This is a genomic window from Pseudomonas sp. R3.Fl, from assembly GCF_023516765.1.
In the GTDB taxonomy this organism is placed as follows: Bacteria; Pseudomonadota; Gammaproteobacteria; order Pseudomonadales; family Pseudomonadaceae; genus Pseudomonas; species Pseudomonas citronellolis.
Map to the genome: position 1 here is coordinate 7,439,704 of NZ_JAMGSO010000001.1, position 17,656 is coordinate 7,457,359.

General features: G+C 68.8%; 15 protein-coding genes and 1 pseudogene. 9 read left to right on the plus strand and 7 right to left on the minus strand.

The window, feature by feature from the left end:
- Positions 1 to 3: 3 nt before the first annotated feature.
- The 3 genes from M8R19_RS32770 to M8R19_RS32780 are packed head-to-tail and all read right to left on the minus strand — an operon-like array spanning position 4 to position 3,464.
- Positions 4 to 675 carry a response regulator transcription factor gene (locus M8R19_RS32770; protein ID WP_249920089.1) on the minus strand — a complete coding sequence of 224 codons (672 nt, stop codon included), beginning with the start codon at positions 673 to 675 and terminating at the stop codon, positions 4 to 6.
- 27 nt (positions 676 to 702) lie between these two features.
- Positions 703 to 1,074: a response regulator gene (locus M8R19_RS32775; RefSeq protein WP_249920090.1), complete on the minus strand. Its 372-nt coding sequence runs from the start codon at positions 1,072 to 1,074 to the stop codon at positions 703 to 705.
- Positions 1,071 to 3,464 carry a PAS domain-containing protein gene (locus tag M8R19_RS32780; RefSeq protein ID WP_249920091.1) on the minus strand — a complete coding sequence of 798 codons (2,394 nt, stop codon included), beginning with the start codon at positions 3,462 to 3,464 and terminating at the stop codon, positions 1,071 to 1,073. The genes M8R19_RS32775 and M8R19_RS32780 overlap by 4 nt, the downstream gene beginning before the upstream one ends.
- A gap of 225 nt (positions 3,465 to 3,689) precedes the next feature.
- Between M8R19_RS32780 and M8R19_RS32785 the strand changes: the two genes are divergently transcribed.
- The 5 genes from M8R19_RS32785 to M8R19_RS32805 all read left to right on the plus strand — a co-directional run bounded on the left by M8R19_RS32785 (position 3,690) and on the right by M8R19_RS32805 (position 8,096).
- Positions 3,690 to 4,106: an organic hydroperoxide resistance protein gene (locus M8R19_RS32785; RefSeq protein WP_074983849.1), complete on the plus strand. Its 417-nt coding sequence runs from the start codon at positions 3,690 to 3,692 to the stop codon at positions 4,104 to 4,106.
- A 249-nt stretch (positions 4,107 to 4,355) separates the two neighbouring features.
- Entirely contained in the window at positions 4,356 to 5,705 is a 1,350-nt protein-coding gene (locus M8R19_RS32790) for an epoxide hydrolase family protein (protein WP_249920092.1), read from the plus strand.
- Positions 5,706 to 5,750: 45 nt separating this feature from the next.
- Complete coding sequence (locus tag M8R19_RS32795; protein ID WP_249920093.1) at positions 5,751 to 6,740, plus strand: alpha/beta fold hydrolase; 990 nt, start codon at positions 5,751 to 5,753, stop codon at positions 6,738 to 6,740.
- A gap of 13 nt (positions 6,741 to 6,753) precedes the next feature.
- The gene (locus tag M8R19_RS32800; RefSeq protein ID WP_249920094.1) at positions 6,754 to 7,254 is read left to right on the plus strand and encodes a cytochrome P460 family protein; all 501 of its coding nucleotides are present in this window, start codon (positions 6,754 to 6,756) and stop codon (positions 7,252 to 7,254) included.
- Positions 7,255 to 7,322: 68 nt separating this feature from the next.
- A complete protein-coding gene (locus M8R19_RS32805) occupies positions 7,323 to 8,096 on the plus strand; it encodes an alpha/beta fold hydrolase (protein ID WP_249920095.1) in 774 nt (257 codons plus the stop codon).
- A gap of 119 nt (positions 8,097 to 8,215) precedes the next feature.
- On the opposite strand, the gene M8R19_RS32810 is transcribed toward M8R19_RS32805, so the two are convergent.
- Together M8R19_RS32810 and M8R19_RS32815 are read right to left on the minus strand one after the other, a co-directional pair.
- Positions 8,216 to 9,073, minus strand: a complete 858-nt coding sequence (locus M8R19_RS32810) for an oxidoreductase (protein ID WP_249920096.1) — start codon at positions 9,071 to 9,073, stop codon at positions 8,216 to 8,218.
- A 157-nt stretch (positions 9,074 to 9,230) separates the two neighbouring features.
- Positions 9,231 to 10,097 carry an oxidoreductase gene (locus M8R19_RS32815; RefSeq protein ID WP_249920097.1) on the minus strand — a complete coding sequence of 289 codons (867 nt, stop codon included), beginning with the start codon at positions 10,095 to 10,097 and terminating at the stop codon, positions 9,231 to 9,233.
- A gap of 270 nt (positions 10,098 to 10,367) precedes the next feature.
- On the opposite strand from M8R19_RS32815, the pseudogene M8R19_RS32820 reads away from it, so the two are divergent.
- Positions 10,368 to 10,571: pseudogene (locus M8R19_RS32820) on the plus strand (MerR family transcriptional regulator); the annotation flags it as partial.
- A 785-nt stretch (positions 10,572 to 11,356) separates the two neighbouring features.
- Here the strand turns inward: M8R19_RS32820 and M8R19_RS32825 are convergent.
- Positions 11,357 to 12,259: an acetoacetate decarboxylase family protein gene (locus M8R19_RS32825; RefSeq protein ID WP_245322997.1), complete on the minus strand. Its 903-nt coding sequence runs from the start codon at positions 12,257 to 12,259 to the stop codon at positions 11,357 to 11,359.
- A 297-nt stretch (positions 12,260 to 12,556) separates the two neighbouring features.
- Between M8R19_RS32825 and M8R19_RS32830 the strand changes: the two genes are divergently transcribed.
- Entirely contained in the window at positions 12,557 to 13,789 is a 1,233-nt protein-coding gene (locus M8R19_RS32830; RefSeq protein WP_249920098.1) for an NADH:flavin oxidoreductase/NADH oxidase family protein, read from the plus strand.
- A 51-nt stretch (positions 13,790 to 13,840) separates the two neighbouring features.
- Here the strand turns inward: M8R19_RS32830 and M8R19_RS32835 are convergent, their stop codons facing one another.
- A complete protein-coding gene (locus tag M8R19_RS32835) occupies positions 13,841 to 14,752 on the minus strand; it encodes a LysR family transcriptional regulator (RefSeq protein ID WP_249920099.1) in 912 nt (303 codons plus the stop codon).
- A gap of 133 nt (positions 14,753 to 14,885) precedes the next feature.
- Here M8R19_RS32835 and M8R19_RS32840 point away from each other — a divergent pair, with 133 nt between their 5' ends.
- Together M8R19_RS32840 and M8R19_RS32845 are read left to right on the plus strand one after the other, a co-directional pair.
- Complete coding sequence (locus M8R19_RS32840) at positions 14,886 to 15,662, plus strand: response regulator transcription factor (protein WP_249920100.1); 777 nt, start codon at positions 14,886 to 14,888, stop codon at positions 15,660 to 15,662.
- A gap of 178 nt (positions 15,663 to 15,840) precedes the next feature.
- Positions 15,841 to 17,616 (plus strand): ShlB/FhaC/HecB family hemolysin secretion/activation protein, encoded by a 1,776-nt coding sequence (locus tag M8R19_RS32845; RefSeq protein WP_249920101.1) that lies wholly within the window; start codon positions 15,841 to 15,843, stop codon positions 17,614 to 17,616.
- Positions 17,617 to 17,656: the final 40 nt, after the last annotated feature.

Here is a 17,656-nt window from a genome sequence, read left to right on the forward strand (position 1 = left end):
GCCTCAGCGCTCGCCGTCGGGGGCGATCTCCAGCAGCGCCGCCATCTTCACCAGGTCCGGCAGCGAGCGCGCCTTCATCTTGCGCATGGCCCTGCCGCGGTGGGCCTTCACAGTGATCTCGCTGATGCCCAGGTCGGCGGCCACCTGCTTGTTCAGGCGCCCGGCAACGACCCTGCGCAGCACGTCCCGTTCGCGCGGTGTGAGGCTGGCGTAGGCGGCGCGCAGGGTGCGCAGCCTTTCCTGCTGCTGCAGGGCCACGCGGCTGTGCGCCAGGGCCTCGGCGATGGCGCGCAGCAGGGTGTCGTCGTCGAAGGGTTTGGTGAGGAATTCCACCGCCCCGGCCTTCATCGCGCGCACCGTGAGCGGGACGTCGCCATAGCCGGTGATGAAGATGATCGGCATGGCCGGGCGCTCGCCGGCCACGCTGCGCTGCAGGTCCAGCCCATTGAGATCGGGCAGGTTGACGTCCAGCACCAGGCAACTGGGCACCAGGGCCGCGGGCTGGTCGAGGAAGGCCTGGGCGGAATCGAACAGCACCGGTTGCCAGCCGGCGAAGCGGATCAGCAGTTCCAGCGACTCGCGCACCGAGACGTCGTCGTCGACCACGTAGACCAGCGGCGTGGCGTCGGCCTGTGGCCGGGTTCCCCCCTGGGGGGCAGGGACAGCGTTCAACATGCCTGGTTCTCCTGGTGGCCTGCGGCGTCAGCCGACCGGTAGCGCGGCGCTGAGCGCCTTGAGCAGTTCCGCCTCGCTGAAGGGTTTCAGCAGGCAATCCACGGCGCCCTGGGCGATCAGGCGCGGGCGGGTGGCCGCGTCGCCATGGGCGGTGATGAAGATGATGGGGATGCGCCAGCCGCGCCGGGCCAGTTCCTTCTGCAGCTCCGGCCCGGACATTTCCGGCATGGCCACGTCGAGGATCAGGCAGCGCGTCTGCGAGAGGCAGTCCGAGTCGAGGAAGGCCGGCGCCGAGGCGAAGGCCTGCACGGCGAAGCCGAACTCGCGCAGCAGGTCCGGCAGCGATTCGCGCACGGACTCGTCGTCATCCACCAGCGACACGAGCAAAGGCGTGGTCATCGGGCATTCCCCCTGGCGTGGTCGTCGTCGGCGTCCGCGGCCGGCAGCGGGATGGAAAAGATGAAGGTCGCGCCGGGGCCGTCGTGGGCCGTGGCCCAGATCCGCCCGGCATGGTGTTCGATGATGGAGCGGCTGACCAGCAGGCCGATGCCCATGCCGGCGCGCTTGGTGGTGTAGAAGGCGTCGAACAGCCGGTGGGCGTCCTGCGGGGGGAAGCCGTTGCCGTTGTCGCGCACCGCCAGGAACACGCTGGAGTCCAGGTCGTAGCCGCTGCTGATGCGCAGCTGCCGCGGGCGGCCGTGCACCTCGGCCAGGGCGTCCATGGCGTTGATGATCAGGTTGAGGATTACCTGCTGCAGTTGCACGCGGTCGCCGGGCACGGGCGGCAGCTGCTCGTTGAACTGCGGCAGCACGGCCACGCCGTTGCGCTGCAGTTCGTTCTGCAGCATGGCAAGCACTTCCCGGGCCGCCGCGTTGAGGTCCACCGGCTCGCTGGCCACCCCGTCCTTGGCGAACAGCGCGCGCAGGCGCTTGATCACGTCGGCCGCGCGGTTGCCGTCGCGGATGGTGCGCCGCGCGGTCTCGCGGGCGCCGTCGACGTTGGGCGGGGTGGCGCCGAGCATGCGCAGGCAGGTGTTGGCGTTGGTGATGATGCCGGCCAGCGGCTGGTTGACTTCATGGGCGATGGACGCGGTGAGCGCCCCCAGGCTGGCGACCCGGGCCACGTGTGCGAGTTCGGCGCGGACCCTGCAGAGGGCCTCGTCGGCGAGGCGCCGCTGGGTGACGTCCTGCACGGCGGCGATGTATTCCAGGGCGCCGTCGGCGTCGCGCATCGCCTGGGCCACGATGTGCACGTGGCGGATCACGCCGCCGGGCAGCAGCAGCCGGTGTTCGTGCTCGAAGTCGCGGGCGGCGTGGCGCTGGCGCTGGAACACCTCGTCGAGGCGCGAGAGGTCGTCGGGGTGGACCCGCGAATAGACCAGCTCGAAGCTCGGCGTCAGGCCCGGGTCCAGGTCGAGCAGGCGGTAGATCTCGTCGGACCAGGCGATCTCGTCGTTGTCCACGTGCCAGGAGAAGGTGCCGGTCAGGCTGATGCGCTGGGCCTTGGCGAGGAAGGCCTCGCTCTGCTTCAGCGCGGCCTCGCCGCGGGCGCGCTCGATGGCGATGCTGGCCAGTTGGCTGAACTGCGCGATGCGGTTGCGCTGCGCCTCGTCGGGTTGCCAGGCGTGGTGGAAGAACAGCGAGAGGACGCCGCTCACTTCGCCGCCGGTGGCGATCACCGGCGTCGCCCAGCTCGCCCGCAGGCCGTGGGCCAGGGCCGTGGCGCACCAGGCGGGCCAGCGCGTTTCGGCGGACAGGTCGGCCACCACCACGGTTTCGCCGCCGAGGACGACCAGGGATTCAGGGCTGTTGCCGGCGTCCACTGCCTGGCCGTCGCTAGCCATGAGGCCCGGCGGCAGCCCGGGGCCGGCGCCGGGTTGCAGGCGCAGCTCGCCCGGTGCCTGCACGGCGCGGCGGCTGCGCCGGGGCGCGACCAGGGTGATGCCGCACAGGCAGTCGTCGAGGCTGGCTTCCACCAACTGGCACAGCGCTTCGAGCACCAGGGGCAGGGCGGCGCCGCCGGCCATCAGGCTGTGCAGGCGTTTCTCGCCGGCCAGCAGCAGCTCGGCGCGTTTGCGTGCGTCGATGTCGGTGTTGCCGCCGTACCACTTGAGCACGCGGCCGGCCTCGTCGCGCTGCGGCACGGCGTGGATCAGGAACCAGCGGTAGCTGCCGTCGAAGCGCCGCAGGCGGGCTTCGAACTCGCCCGCCAGCCCCGCGGCCAGCAGGCCCTGCCAGTACGCGCCCAACGCCGGCGCGTCGCTCGGGTGCACGGCGTTCATCCAGCCGGTGCCGCGGGCCTCGTCGGGTGTCATGCCGGTGTAGTCGAACCAGCGCTGGTTGAGGAATTCGACGCTGCCGTCGGGCGCGGTGCGCCAGACGAAGCCGGGGATGCTGTCGATGAGCGCATCCAGGGCCGGGGTGCTGGTGGTCGCCGGGCCCGGGCCGAGGTCCTCGATGTCGATGCCCAGGCCGCACCAGCTGCCGGCGGCGGCGTCGAGGCGCTCGACGCGCAGCAGGAAGCGCCGGTAGGCGCCGTCGAAACGCCGCAGGCGCGCCTGCATGTCCTGCGCCTGGCCGGAGCGCAGGATGGCGGCCCAGCGTTCGAGCAGCGCCGGCAGGTCGTCGGGGTGCACCACCGACTGCCAGCCGTCGCCTTGGGCCGCGCCGGCGGGGAGGCCGGTGTACGCGCACCAGGGGCGGTTGACGGAGTCGACCCGGCCGTCGGCAGCGGCGGTCCAGGCCAGGCCGGGCAGCCTGTCGACGACAGGGCCGGGTTCGTTGTGCATACCGATCCTCTCTCGGCGGTAGCCGTTTCGCGAGCATGCGCCACCTTGGCGGAGCTGCCCATCATACCTTGGTGTCGGCTGGGCGAAAGCGGCGCCGTTGACGGGGCAGGGGGCTGCGCGGGGGCACTCGATACCTTCGTGCAATCGTCCCCGGCAGCCGGCCTCTGCTCTGATCGGCGGCACATACCGAACCCGGTATGCACGAGCACATGCCAGGAGGCAGCCATGACCACCGAAACCGTTCTCTACACCGCCAGGGTCCACACCACCGGGGCCCGCGACGGCGGCACCTCGCGCAGCGACGACGGGCGCCTGGACATCCGCCATTCGCTGCCCGGCACGCCAGGCACCGGCACCAACCCGGAGCAGCTGTTCGCCGCCGGCTGGTCGGCCTGCTTCGAAGGCGCGCTGGGCCTCGCCGCGCGGCGGAAGAAGATCGCCCTGCCGGCGAACCTGGCCATCGACGCCGAGGTGGAGCTGTGCCAGGGCGAGGAAGGCTACTTCCTGCGGGCGCGCCTGCAGGTCAGCCTGCCGGGGCTGGAACGGGACGCCGCCCTGGACCTGATCGAGACGGCCCACCAGACCTGCCCCTACTCGAAGGCCACCCGCGGCAACATCGACGTCGCGCTCTCGCTCGCCTGAGCGAGCCCGCTGCGGCCACGCCAGGCCGGCGTGGCCGCAGCGCCCCGGCGCCGGCGGGCGAACGATACGAAGGTATCGACCGACACCTTCGTGCAATCCCCAGGCCCGCCGCCCTTTGTTCTGATCGATGCCACGGGTTGCGCAGCGCCTCCGAAGCGGGGCGGGCGCGACCGACAGTGGCCAGGTTCGCGCTTCGCCGAGGGCGAACGATTGCGTCCACGCCCCGGCCCCCACTCAAGGAGATCGACCATGCTCGCAGCATCGCACCCACGGAAGACTCAGCACCTGTTCACCCGTTCGCTCCTGGCCGGCGCCGTCGGCCTGTTCCTGCTCGGCGGCAGCCACGCGCACCTGGCGCCGCTGGCCCTGGTCGCGTCCGCCAACGCCACGGCGAGCGAGGACGACAGCGTGCGGCCGTACCGCATCGAGGTGCCCCAGGCGCAACTGGACGACCTGCGCCGGCGCATCGCCGCCACCCACTGGCCGGACAAGGAAACCGTCGCCGACGCCTCCCAGGGCGTGCAACTGGCCAGGCTGAAAGCCCTGGTCGACTACTGGGGCAACGGCTACGACTGGCGCAAGGCCGAGGCGAAGCTCAACGCCCTGCCGCAGTTCGTCACCCGCATCGACGGCGTGGACATCCAGTTCATCCACGTGCGCTCCCGCCAGCCCCACGCCATGCCGCTGATCCTCACCCACGGCTGGCCCGGCTCGCCGCTGGAGTTCCTCAAGACCATCGGCCCGCTGACCGACCCCACGGCCTACGGCGGCAAGGCCGAGGACGCCTTCGACGTGGTGATCCCGGCGATCCCCGGGCACGGCTTCTCCGGCAAGCCGACCGAGCTGGGCTGGAACCCCGACCGGGTGGCGCGGGCCTGGGACGTGCTGATGAAGCGCCTGGGCTACCAGCAGTACGTGTCCCAGGGCGGCGACCACGGCTCGGTGATCTCCGATGCCCTGGGCCGCCTGGCGCCGCCCGGGCTGCTGGGCATCCACCTGAACATGCCGGCGACCATCCCGGCCGAACTGGTCAAGCCGATCAACAGCGGCGACCCGGCGCCCGACGGCCTGTCCGGCGACGAGCGCGCCGCCTACCAGGCGCTGAGTACCTTCTTCGGGCGCAACGCCGCCTACGGCGCGATGATGGTGACGCGGCCGCAGACCATCGGCTATTCCCTGGCCGACTCGCCGGCCGGCATGGCCGCCTGGATGTACGAGAAGTTCGCCGCCTGGACCGACAGCGGCGGCGAGCCGGAGCGCGTGCTCAGCCGCGACGAGATGCTCGACGACATCTCCCTCTACTGGCTGACCAACACCGGCGCCTCGTCCTCGCGCTTCTACTGGGAAAACAACAACAACAATTTCAGCGCCGCCGCGCAGAAGACCGCGCAGATCAAGGTGCCGGTGGCCATCAGCGTGTTCCCCGGCGAAATCTACCGCGCGCCGAAGAGCTGGGCGCAGCGCGCCTATCCCTCGCTCGACTACTTCCACGCGGTGGACAAGGGCGGCCACTTCGCCGCCTGGGAGCAACCGCAGCTGTTCAGCGAGGAACTGCGCGAGGCCTTCCGCCCGCAGCGCGCCTCGCTGGCCGAGCGCTAGACCGAAGTCCCGCCGATTCCCGGCACACAGCAAGGGAGAACCCTGATGAATCCGTTCAAGTACAAAGCCCTGGGCGCCCCGGTGCTCGCATTCGCCCTGGCGAACCTCGCCATCCCCCTGGCGCAGGCCGCGGACGACGCCTTCGGCGCGCTGCGCCACGTCGACGCCGGGCTGCTGAAGGTGGCCTACGCCGAAGCCGGCCCGGCCGACGGCCCGGCGGTCATCCTGCTGCACGGCTGGCCCTACGACATCCACAGCTACAGCGAAGTGGCGCCGCAGCTGGCAGCCAAGGGCTACCACGTGCTCATCCCCTATGCCCGCGGCTATGGCGACACCCGCTTCCTTTCCGCCAGGACGCCGCGCAACGGCGAGCCGGCGGCGCTGGCGGTGGACGTCGTCGACTTCATGGATGCGCTGAAGATCAAGCGCGCGGTGCTCGCCGGCTACGACTGGGGCGCGCGCTCGGCCGACATAGTCGCGGCGCTGTGGCCCGAGCGGGTGAAGGCGCTGGTCTCGGTCAGCGGCTACCTGATCGGCAGCCAGGCGGCGGGCAAGGCGCCGCTGCCGCCCAGCGCCGAACTGCAGTGGTGGTACCAGTTCTACTTCGCCACCGAGCGCGGCCGCGAAGGCTACGACAAGTACCGCCACGAGTTCGCCAGGCTGATCTGGCAGCTGGCCTCGCCCAAGTGGAACTTCGACGACGCCACCTTCGAGCGCAGCGCGGCGGCGCTGGACAACCCCGACCAGGGCCCCATCGCCATCCACAACTACCGCTGGCGCCTGGGCCTGGCCGAGGGCGAGGCGCGCTACGCGGAACTGGAGAAGCGCCTGGCGGCCTTCCCCGCGATCGGCGTGCCGACCATCACCCTCGAAGGCGACGCCAACGGCGCACCGCACCCGCCGGCAGAGGCCTACGCCAAGCGCTTCAGCGGCAAATACGAATACCGCCTGATCAAGGGCGGCATCGGCCACAACCTGCCGCAGGAGGCGCCCCAGGCCTTCGTCCAGGCGGTGGTCGACGCCGACCACCTGTGAGCGGAGCGCAGCCATGACACCCAGACTTACCGTACTCGCCGCGACGCTCCTGGCGCTTGCCCTGGCCAGCGGCGCCAGCGCCGACCAGCCCGCCGCGGACGCCTCGCCGATCTACGGCGTGCGCATGCCCGAGGGCTACCGCAACTGGCAGCTGATCGCCCCGGCGCAGGAAGCGGCGCCGCTGAACGAACTGCGCGCGGTGCTCGGCAACGACATCGCCATGCGGGCCTACCGCGCGGGCAAGCTGCCGTTCCCCGACGGCAGCGTGCTCGCCAAGCTGGCCTGGAAGCACGTGCAGTCGCCGGAATTCGAGCCGGCCTCGATCCCCGGCGCGGCCACCACCGTGCAGTTCATGGTCAAGGACTCGAAGAAGTACGCGGCCACCGGCGGCTGGGGCTTCGCCCGCTTCATCGACGGCAAGCCGGCCGACGAGGCGCAGCACCAGACCTGCTACGCCTGTCACCAGGCGCGGGTGAAGAACCACGACCTGGTGTTCACCCGCTACGCGCCCTAGCGCCGATTCCCCACCACCGGCCGGGGCCGCGCGCCCCGGCCTCATTCCCCCTGCAAGGAGAATTCCCGATGAAAACAACCCTCGGTGCCCTGGCCTGCGCCGCCGGCCTGCTCATGGCCGCCGGCGCGTCCGCCGCCGCGAAACCCACCGTGGTGCTGGTCCACGGCGCCTTCGCCGACGCCTCCAGCTGGAACGGCGTGACGCGCATCCTCGAACACGACGGCTACACCGTGGTGGCCGCCGCCAACCCGCTGCGCGGCGTCGCCAGCGACGGCGCCTACGTGGCCAACATCCTCGCCAGCCTGAAGACGCCGGTGGTGCTGGTCGGGCACTCCTACGGCGGCAACGTCATCAGCGCCGCGGCCAGCGACGCCGGCAACGTCAAGGCGCTGGTCTACGTCGCCGCCTTCGCCCCCGAGGCGGGGGAGAGCGCCGCCGACCTGGCCGGCAAGTTCCCCGGCAGCACCCTCGGCCCGACCCTGGCGCCGCCGGTTGCGCTCAGCGGCGGCGGCAAGGACCTGTACATCCAGCAGGACAAGTTCCACGCCCAGTTCGCCGCCGACGTGCCCGCCGCGCAGGCCAAGCTGATGGCCGCGGCCCAGCGCCCGGTCACCGAGGCCGCGCTGAACGAGAAGGCCGGCGCCGCTGCCTGGCAGCGCATCCCCTCGTGGTTCGTCTACGGCGACCAGGACCGCAACATCCCCCCGCAGGCCCTGGCCTTCATGGCCCAGCGGGCCCACGCCAAGGACGTCGAGGTGGTCTCCGGCGCTTCCCACGTGGTGATGGTCTCGCATCCCGAAGCGGTGGCGCGGTCGATCGAGAAGGCTGCTGCTTCGCTCTAGGTCGTTGCTGATCGAAGAAAGGTCGCTGGCCGCTCCTTGTTGAGCGGCCAGCGACCTTCGGGGGGGAGGGGAGTAGAGGCCAGCGACGGACATCCGCTGTCGCGCCTGCCTGTCAGGCGCTAGAGCGCCTGCACCGGATTCTTCGCGGCGCCTGGAATGGCGGTGTCTTCGCCACGCGCGCGCCACCGGGCCAGGTCGCGGTTCCGCGAGGCGACGGCGCTTTCCCACAGCTGGTAGGCGTCTTCGCCCAGCATCAGGCGCACCGGGGCGGTATCGCTTTCCACCATGTCGATGACCACCTGCATGCCCTTGGCCGGGTCGCCCATCTGCTGGCCGTCCTGCCCGGCGAAGTATTCGTCCAGGCCCGCATCCAGGGGCGCGTAGTCGGCGATCCTGGTGGCGGCCTTCATCGCCGCGGCGCCGGCGAAGCCGGTGCGGAAGGCACCCGGTTCGACCAGTGTGACGCGCACGCCGAAGGGCTTGACCTCGTGGTGCAGGGCTTCGGTGAAGCCTTCCAGGGCGAACTTCGAGGCGTTGTACAGGCCGTTGCCGGGGAAGGCCACCAGGCCGGCGATGCTGGTCAGGTTGAGGATGTGCCCGGATTTGCGCGCGCGCATCTGCGGCAGCACCTCGCGGGACAGCTCGGCGGCGGCGAAGAAGTTCAGCTCCAGGTTGGCGCGCAGCTGCTCGCTGGTGAATTCCTCCAGCGCGCCGTAGGCGCCCGCGCCAGCGATGTTGGCCAGCACGTCGATGCGGCCGAACCTGTCGTTGGCGGCCTTCAGCGCGGCGGCGCGGGCATTGGCGTCGGTCACGTCCAGTTGCAGCGCCAGGGCGCGCTCGCCGTGGCCGGCGGCGATTTCCGCCAGCGGCTCCAGGCGGCGCGCGGTGATGACGGCGCTGTCGCCCTTGGCCAGCACGGCCTCGGCCAGTGCCTTGCCAAGGCCGGAGGATGCGCCGGTGATGAACCAGATTTTCATGGGGTGTTCTCCTTGAGGGATGGGATTCAGGCGAAAGCGTCGATGCCGGTCAGCACCTCGGCGGCGCTGCTGTGGAAGCCGAAGCCGGAGTTCAGGGGCGTCTGTTGGTCTTGCACGCTGTTTTCCTCTGTCGATGCGCCTGGCGCCCGGCTGCGCATCACAGCCGGATTTCCACGACTTCGGCGTCGTCGAAAGCGGTGTCTTCACCACGTTCGCGCCAGCTGTTCAGGTCTTCCTGGCGCTTGGCGAGGGTGGCGTCCCAGATCGAGTAGGCGTCCCGGCCCAGCATCAGGCGCACCGGCGGCGCGTCGCTGGCCACCACTTCCAGCATGCGCCGGGCGGCCTTGGCCGGATCGCCCATCTGCTTGCCGGCGGAGGTTTCGAGGTAGGTCTCGAACGGCTCGACCATCGGCCGGTAGGCATCGATGCGCTGCAGCGGACGCATGTTCACGTCGCCGGCGAACTCGGTGCGGAACGCGCCCGGCTCGACCAGGGTGACGTGGATGCCCAGCGGCTTGGCCTCGATGGCCAGCGCTTCGGTCCAGCCCTCGATGGCGAACTTGGCGGCGCAGTAGGGGCCGGCGGCATTCATGGCCACCAGGCCGGCGATGCTGCTCACCGTGAGGATGTTGCCCGAGCCCTGCTTGCGCATCTGCGGCAGCACGGCGCGACTCATTTCGGCGGCGGCGAAGAAGTTCAGCTCCATCTGCTCGCGCAGCTGTTCCAGGCTGAATTCCTCGCAGGCCCCGGCCACGCCGCGCCCGGCCACGTTGGCCAGCACGTCGATGCGGCCGAAGCGCGCCAGGGTGTCGGCCACGGCCTTGTCGCGGGCGGCGGCGTCGGTCACGTCCACGGCCAGGGGCAGCACGCGGTCTTCATGGCCTTGCGCGATGGCTTGCAGGCGCTCCAGGCGGCGGGCGGTGATGGCTACGCAGTCACCGTTGGCGATGACGGCCTCGGCCAGCGACTTGCCGAAACCCGACGAGGCGCCAGTGATCAACCAGACCTTCTTTGCATGGCTCATGAACCTTTCTCCCATGTACGTGTTACCGATGGCCATCGTCGCTCCCCTTGGGAGCGACGAGGCGATTTGCGGATACAAAGGTACGTGGGGTCATCCGTACTTGCCATGTCACGGAATACGGTTTTCTTTTTCGATCGTACGGAGTGCCTGTGGGTTCTCTTTGGCGGAGCAGGGGGCGGGAGTGGAGGGGGGAGCCAGGCACTGAACGCCTGGCTCCCGGGCTCGTCAGTCGCGGATGAAGGCGAGCAGGTCGGCGTTGATCGTATCGGCTTGTTGGAGGGCCTCAGGCGCAAGGTGGGTGAGATCGAGGTGCTACAGAAGCGCCTGGAGCAGAACAAGGCGCAGTTGCTGGTGGCCATCGAGAGCATCGAGAGCAAGTCGGAAGGGATGCAGTGCGCAGACAACACCCCGCGGGTGCTGGAGCGGTTGCGCCAAGAGGGTAGTGTGCAATGCCGGACCGTAGGCAGGCCAAGGCTGGTAGTGCTTCTGTCGAGTGAGCCTTGGGTTTTTTCCTGGAGGGGAGGGGGTGTCCTGAGTGGTGTGTCGGTCAGGTGCCATCCTCCTCTCCCTAACCTCACCCCGTCATTTCCGCGAACGCGGGAACCCAGTGACGGGTGGTTGGGTTCGCGAGCAAGCTCGCTCCTACGAAGAGCAAAAGCGCGTTTGCTCTTGGATTTCCAGAGAAACACCCGAGCGCACCGGAACGCCCCTTCAGAAGGCCGAACGAAACCCGCGCTCAGGAGGTCATGCGACATGGATGTCGCGAGAGCCCCGCGGGCTACAGGGACGTACCCTCGGGGCGGGCCTCCGTGGCGGGGGAATTCGCGAGGGTAGCCCGGCTCCATCGGGCCCGTATGTCGGGGCAAGCCTTTTTGGTTCCTTTTGTGGCGTTTGACAAAAGGGACTCGCCCGAGGGGGCGAAACAAGAAACCTCCGAGCACTCGGAGCGGCGCGGTACACCGAGCCCCAACCCAAAAAAGTCACTGGGTTATTCCCCTTCGGGCCAGCGCAAGCGCTGTTCGCGATGGAGCCGCGTCCCGCGTTCGCGGGAATGACGGGGTGAGGTTAGGCGTGGAAGGATGGCGCCTGACCGACGCATCGCTCAGGACAGCCCCCTCTCCCGCTTGCGGGAGAGGGCTGGGGAGAGGGCGCTCTCAACCCCAACACCTCAGCCCCCGGTAAACCCCGTTCGCGAGCAAGCTCGCTCCTACAATCATGATGGCATCGGCGCACCGGCCCACGGCCCATCCACCTATCCGTCAGTCCTTGCCGATGAGCGAACCCAGCGGCTTGGGCGCATAGAGCGCGCTCTGGAATTGCGGGACGTACTCGTACTTCAGCATCTTTCCGAGCTTCAGCGACTTGATGTAGCTGGAAAGCTCCCCCTCGCCGAGGATCAGCCGCGCCGAATCCCCGTCGCTGCTGGAGGCATGGCTGAGCTGGCGCGACACCGCGTAGCCATAGGTCAGCTCACCTTTCTGGTCGGTATTGGTGAAGCTGCTGGTCACCAGCTCGTCCTTCTGCGAAAGCTTGGCAAGCTTGGCCGCCTGGAACACCACATCCACCTTGCCCGTCCGGCTATCGACGATGTCGTAGGTCACCTTGTGCGCATCCTCCGTGACGTCGATGCCGGTCAGCCACTTCGGCAGGTTGTAGCCAACCACGCCGCGAACCCTCGCGAGCTCGGTATTCACCGGGAGCTTGAGCACGTACCCCCAATAATCCTTGGACAGCGACTGGCCAACCAGCGTGAGGGGGCCGAGGTTCGAGCTGCCAGGCTTGTTGGTGATGATGGAAAGGGCGACTTCGTTGTAGCTGTCGTTGTCGCAGTAGTGATAGGAGTAGGCGGTGAATGCCACCAGGCCGCGCCCCGGCCAGACCTGCAGGGGCTGCACCTTTTCCAGGACCTTGGCGGGTATCAGCTCCCTGAGCTTGTCGATGTCCGCCGTGTAGACGGCGGTGACCCGGCTGTTCTTGTAGTAGAAGTTCGGCGAGTAGGATTCGAAGCCTATGTCCACCTTCGTCTTGGTCAGCCCCTTGAACCAGCTCAGGTCGACGTCCGGCGCCTCGGCGGCGATCACCGAGAGGGGCGGGTTCGAACGGTAGCGGTCGTACAACCCGCCTTTCACCACAGGCACTTCATGGCCGGCGATGTCGATCATCGTGCTTTCGGTCGCTGGAACCTCGGCCCATGCGGAGGCTGCAAGGGCATTGACGAAAAGTCCGGCTATCGCGGCAACACTTCCGAGTTTCACTGTTCACTCTCTCCAGGGTTAGGCGTGGGGCTTGCGGCACGCTGGCCAGCAGCTTGCCGGCGAACCCTAACCTTTAACTGAACTTCAAGGTCAAGCCCCTGCAATCCCGGGTTCCGAGTGGTTGGCGCGACACGCGAAAACACCCTTGACATTAAAGTTGACTTAAAGGTTACGGTGCGGCAGTCGCCAATCCTGGAGCCTGTGATGACCGCGTTCACTGCGTTGACCCTGCCCAATGGGGCCGTCATTCCCAACCGTCTCGCCAAAGCCGCCATGGAAGAAAACATGGCGGACAAAGACCACGCGCCCTCGGATGCACTGATCCGTCTCTATCGCACCTGGGCCGAAGGCGAGGTCGGCCTGATGATCACCGGCAACGTCATGATCGATCACCGCGCCATGACCGGGCCGGGCGGGGTGGTGCTGGAGTCCGAGCGCTTCGGCGAGCGCTTCCGGGCCTGGGCGCAAGCCGCCCGCTCCCACGGCGGGCAGGTGTGGATGCAGATCAACCATCCAGGCCGGCAGATGCCCGCGGCCCTGAAGCAGGACACCATCGCGCCCTCGGAAGTGCCCATGGACCTGGGCAACTTCTCCAAGCAGTTCATCCCGCCGCGGGCGATGACCGAGGCGGACATCGCTGACGTCAAGGCGCGCTTCGTCAGGACGGCCGTGCTCGCCGAGCGCTTCGGCTTCACCGGCGTGCAGATCCATGCCGCGCACGGCTACCTGATCAGCCAGTTCCTCTCGCCGATCACCAACAAGCGCACGGACCAGTGGGGCGGGGCGCTGGAGAACCGCGCCCGGCTGCTGCTCGACGTGGTCAGGGAAGTCCGCGCGGCGGTGGGCCCCGGGTTCGCCGTGTCGGTGAAGCTCAACTCGGCCGACTTCCAGCGCGGCGGGTTCAGCACGGATGATGCGAAGCAGGTCGTCGCGCTGCTCAACCCGCTGGGCGTGGACCTGATCGAGCTGTCCGGCGGCAGCTACGAAGCGCCGGCGATGCACGGCCAGGCCCGCGACGGCCGCACCCTGGCCCGGGAAGCCTACTTCCTGGAGTTCGCCAAGGACATCTCGTCCGTTGCAAAGATGCCGGTCATGGTCACCGGCGGCGTGCGCCGGCTGCCGGTGGCGGAGCAGGTCCTGGACAGCGGCATCGACATGGTCGGCATGGGCACCGCGCTGGCCATCGACCCCAACCTGCCCAGGGACTGGCGGGCGGGGCAGGCAAGCGCGCCCATGCTCAGGCCCATCACCTGGAAGAACAAGGTGCTGGCGTCGATCGGCTACATGGCGATGGTGAAGCACCAGTTGCGCCGCCTGAGCCTCGGCAAGCTGGCCAACCCGAATGTCGCGCCGGCGCTGGCGCTGCTGGAGCAGCAGCTGGATACGCAGGTTCGCACCTGGCGCTATCGGCGTTGGGTGAGGGGGCTTGCCGGCTGATCATTGGCGGGGAGGGTTGATGCCGTCTTCATCCAGGGGCGTTGGCGGGGCTCAGTATTCAACCGCGTATGAGGATCGTGCGGCATCCTGAATCTCGTTCATCAGGACGCGGCTGGCTTGGGTGATCGCCTTGGTCGGAGGCGTTATGGCGAGTAACGTCATTTCCGGGGGCGCCTCCGCGGTCTGGATGATCCGCAGGGAGCCGGCTCGAAGTTCTTCGCTGCAGGCTATCGCTGGCAGGCAGACGACCCCCAGGCCTGCGATTGCAGCTTCCCGAAGGGCCAGCAGGCTATCGGTGCTGAATGTCGCCCCTTTGCCTGTTCCCGAGGCTGCATCGCAAAGCAGCGGCAGGCCGGAAACGGTTGCTGCCCGCCCATGGCCGATGTTCCCGGCCATGGCCGGCGCGGCCATATAGTGGGTGCGCAGGGTGGCCAGGTTGCGCGCTGCCAGCATCGTACTGTCGTGGGGAGGGACTGCCAGGCTGAGGCTGATATCGGTCATCTGGGCGATGGGGTCGTGTTCCGGCCCCAGGTCGAACAGGCCGACGTGGATGCGTGGTTGCTGCGCCAGGAACTTCGCCAGCAAGCGCACGAGCCAGCCTTGCAGGATGCCCGGCGCGGCCAGGCGCACGAAGCCGCTCGCGCTTTTCAATGCCGCCTGAGCGCTATGGGTCGCCGCTTCGGCCGCGGCCAGCATCTCCCGGGCGTGCCTGTAGACCCCTTCGCCAATGCTCGTCAGGGCGAATACACGGTTGCTGCGCTGGACCAGCTGAACGCCCATGCGCCGCTCCAGTTGCTGGAGACGCCGACTCATGGAGGACTTGGAGAGGCCCGATACACGTGCTGCAGCGCTGAAACCGCGCGCTTCCACCAGGCGGGCGAACCAATGCAACTCCAGGAGCAACCCAGGCCAGTCGCTGTCATCCTGCAACGTCAGGTTGCGGCCGATGGAACCTTCCTTCATACCTTTCCCTCATGGTATTGCGATATTTTATGGCGCGTTATCAACCATGAGTCTTTGCCCGGGCGGCGGATGCCTTTGCCGCGGCGCCCGGTCGAGGATACGAACGAGATGCACTAGGGGACGCGGCGGTACCATGCTTGGACGCAAACCAGTCACTACCGATAGGCCACACATCCTGCTGATCGACGACTCCCCCGAGGAGATCCGTCCCTTGCTGCACCTGCTGCATGCGCAGCCCTGGCGCATCTCCGTGGTGACCGAGGCCCAGCAGGGCTACCAGCGGGCCCTGGCGCTGCAGCCGGACCTGGTGCTGCTGGACGTGCGCATGCCGAAGATGAGCGGCTTCTCGGTGTGCCGGCTGCTCCGCGAGGCGCCGGCGACGCGGGACATCCCGGTGATCTTCCTGACCTCCGCGAACGACCTGGAGGAACGCCTGGAGGGCTTCAGCCTGGGCGGCGTGGACTACGTGCTCAAGCCGTTCGAGTCGGAGGAGGTGCTGGCCCGGGTGCGCCTGCACCTGCAACTCACCCGGCGGGCAGCGCCGGCCAGCGAAGAAGGTTCGCCGGCCTCGGGGGATGAGATTCTTCTGCGTGCGGTGCTGCGCTACATCGACGAGAACCTGGCGCAGCTGCCGGGGCTGGCGGAGATCGCCAGGAGCGTGGGCACCCACGAGAAGCGCCTGTCGGCGATCTTTCGCCGGCACCTGGGCTGCACGGTCTTCGCCCACGTGCGCCAGGCGCGCCTGCGCAAGGCGCAGGAACTGCTGGCCGGCAGCCGCATGAGCGTGCAGGACATCGCCGACCTGGTGGGTTTCAGCAGCGCCTGCAACTTCACCACGGCGTTCCGCGAGCAGCAGGGCGTGACCCCCAGCGAATTCCGCCAGCAGGCCTTGGCCGGCTCCGGCCGCTAGCCGCTGGCGGCGGCCTCCGGCTGCGCCATAAAAAAGCCATCATTGTCCTTCGCCGCAAAATTTCCGTCCTGCCTGGCAAAAATCCGTCGTTTGGAGAGTGGGAATACTTCAGGGGCCAAATATCCGTCAGACCCGCTGCTGCAACGGATGCTAATTAGAACCCCCTGGAGTCTGTCCCTTGACGCATTTCCTGCATGCGGCTTCCGAGCGCTTCGGCCGCGCCCTGCTGCCCATGGCCATCGCCCTGGCCGGCACGCTGACCGTCCCCCAAGCGTTGGCCGAGAGCCTGCCCAGCGCCGGCCAGTTGCTCAACGAGCAGCAACGCACCCAACCCCCGCGACCGCAGTCCACCCAGCCGCCGGCGGGGCTCGAACTGCCGGTGGAAACCAGGCGCCCCGGTGATGCCGGCCTGCGCGTGCGCCTGAATGCGATCCGCTTCAGCGGTGACACCGACCTGGCCAGCGCGGAAAACCTGCAACAGCTGCTGCAGCCGATGCTCGGCAAGACCCTCGACCACGCCGGCCTGCAGCAACTGGTGGACAGCCTCACGCGCTACCTGCGTGGCCGCGGCTATGTGCTGGCCAGGGCCTATCTGCCGCGCCAGGACCTGACCGAGGGCAACCTGGAGATCGCCCTGATCAAGGGGCGCCTGGAGTCCGGCGCCGCGCGCATCCAGGTCGGCGGCAACACCCGCAGCAGCCCGCGACGCCTGGCCGACATGGCCGGCGCGGCGCTGCCCGAGGGCAAGGTGCTGCAGGCCGAAGACCTCGAGCGCGCGCTGCTGCTGATCAATGACCAGCCGGGCATCAGCGCCCACGCCGCGCTGGAGCGCGGTGCGGAACCGGGCAGCAGCCGCCTGCTGATCGATGCCAGGCAGGGCCCGCTGGTCAGTGGCGCGGTGTCGCTCGACAACTATGGCAACCGCAGCACCGGCATCGCCCGGGCCAATGCCCAGTTCAGCCTCAATGACCCGCTGGCGATCGGCGACCAACTGAACCTGGGCGTCAGCAAGACCACCGGCAGCGACATCTTCGGCGCCGGGTACAGCCTGCCGCTGAACGCCTCCGGCCTGCGCCTGCAACTGGGGACCTCGTACCTGCGCTACGACGTCGACCAGGACAAGTACCGCGGGCTGGACCTGCGCGGCACGGCCAGCACCGGCTCCATCGGCCTGAGCTACCCGCTGCTGCGTTCGCGCCTGCAGAACCTCTACCTCTCCGGCACCTACGAGCACAAGAACCTCAAGGACCGGGCCCTGGGCGCCAACCTGCGCGACCGCAGCCTGGACAACTTCACCTTCGCCCTGAACGGCAACCGCTTCGATAGCTTCGCCGGCGGCGGCGTCAGCGATGCCGGCGTGGCGCTCACCCTCGGCAAGCTGGACCTCTCGGGCAACCGCGACGACGCGTTCGCCGACAGCCGCAGCGCCAGGAGCGACGGCCACTTCGAGAAACTCGACCTGCGCCTGTCGCGCCTGCAGAGCCTGGGCGCCGGCAGCGACTGGAACCTGTACGCCGGGATGTTGGCGCAATGGTCGGACCAGAACCTCGACTCGGCGGAGAAGTTCCTGCTCGGCGGCCCCGCCGGCGTGCGCGCCTACCCGGTCGGCGAGGCGGCCGGCGACGAGGGCTGGCTGGGCACCCTGGAGCTGCGTCGCAACCTCCCCATCGGCCTGCCGAACGCCAAGCTGGAAGGCCTCGGCTTCTTCGACAGCGGGCGGATCTGGCTGCACCAGGACACCTGGCCGGGCGCAACCGTCACCGCCACCGGGCGCAACCGCTACGACCTGAATGCCCTGGGCCTTGGCGCCAACCTCTGGGTCGGCCAGTGGAGCCTGCACGCCGCCGTGGCCCGCACCCTGGGCGACAACCCCGGGCGCAGCCTTTCCGGCCAGGACGCCGACGGCCGCGCCAGCGACTGGCGCGGCTGGATCCAGGCCTCGCTGGCGTTCTGATCATCGCCCCACCGGGTATTGAAGAGACAAAGTAGGAGCA

Bases quoted from the DNA above. Each gene is read 5' to 3' on its own strand.
- M8R19_RS32770 (WP_249920089.1), bottom strand. From the start codon at position 675: ATGTTGAACGCTGTCCCTGCCCCCCAGGGGGGAACCCGGCCACAGGCC.
- M8R19_RS32775 (WP_249920090.1), bottom strand. From the start codon at position 1,074: ATGACCACGCCTTTGCTCGTGTCGCTGGTGGATGACGACGAGTCCGTG.
- M8R19_RS32780 (WP_249920091.1), bottom strand. From the start codon at position 3,464: ATGCACAACGAACCCGGCCCTGTCGTCGACAGGCTGCCCGGCCTGGCC.
- M8R19_RS32785 (WP_074983849.1), top strand. From the start codon at position 3,690: ATGACCACCGAAACCGTTCTCTACACCGCCAGGGTCCACACCACCGGG.
- M8R19_RS32790 (WP_249920092.1), top strand. From the start codon at position 4,356: ATGCTCGCAGCATCGCACCCACGGAAGACTCAGCACCTGTTCACCCGT.
- M8R19_RS32795 (WP_249920093.1), top strand. From the start codon at position 5,751: ATGAATCCGTTCAAGTACAAAGCCCTGGGCGCCCCGGTGCTCGCATTC.
- M8R19_RS32800 (WP_249920094.1), top strand. From the start codon at position 6,754: ATGACACCCAGACTTACCGTACTCGCCGCGACGCTCCTGGCGCTTGCC.
- M8R19_RS32805 (WP_249920095.1), top strand. From the start codon at position 7,323: ATGAAAACAACCCTCGGTGCCCTGGCCTGCGCCGCCGGCCTGCTCATG.
- M8R19_RS32810 (WP_249920096.1), bottom strand. From the start codon at position 9,073: ATGAAAATCTGGTTCATCACCGGCGCATCCTCCGGCCTTGGCAAGGCA.
- M8R19_RS32815 (WP_249920097.1), bottom strand. From the start codon at position 10,097: ATGAGCCATGCAAAGAAGGTCTGGTTGATCACTGGCGCCTCGTCGGGT.
- M8R19_RS32825 (WP_245322997.1), bottom strand. From the start codon at position 12,259: ATGATCGACATCGCCGGCCATGAAGTGCCTGTGGTGAAAGGCGGGTTG.
- M8R19_RS32830 (WP_249920098.1), top strand. From the start codon at position 12,557: ATGACCGCGTTCACTGCGTTGACCCTGCCCAATGGGGCCGTCATTCCC.
- M8R19_RS32835 (WP_249920099.1), bottom strand. From the start codon at position 14,752: ATGAAGGAAGGTTCCATCGGCCGCAACCTGACGTTGCAGGATGACAGC.
- M8R19_RS32840 (WP_249920100.1), top strand. From the start codon at position 14,886: ATGCTTGGACGCAAACCAGTCACTACCGATAGGCCACACATCCTGCTG.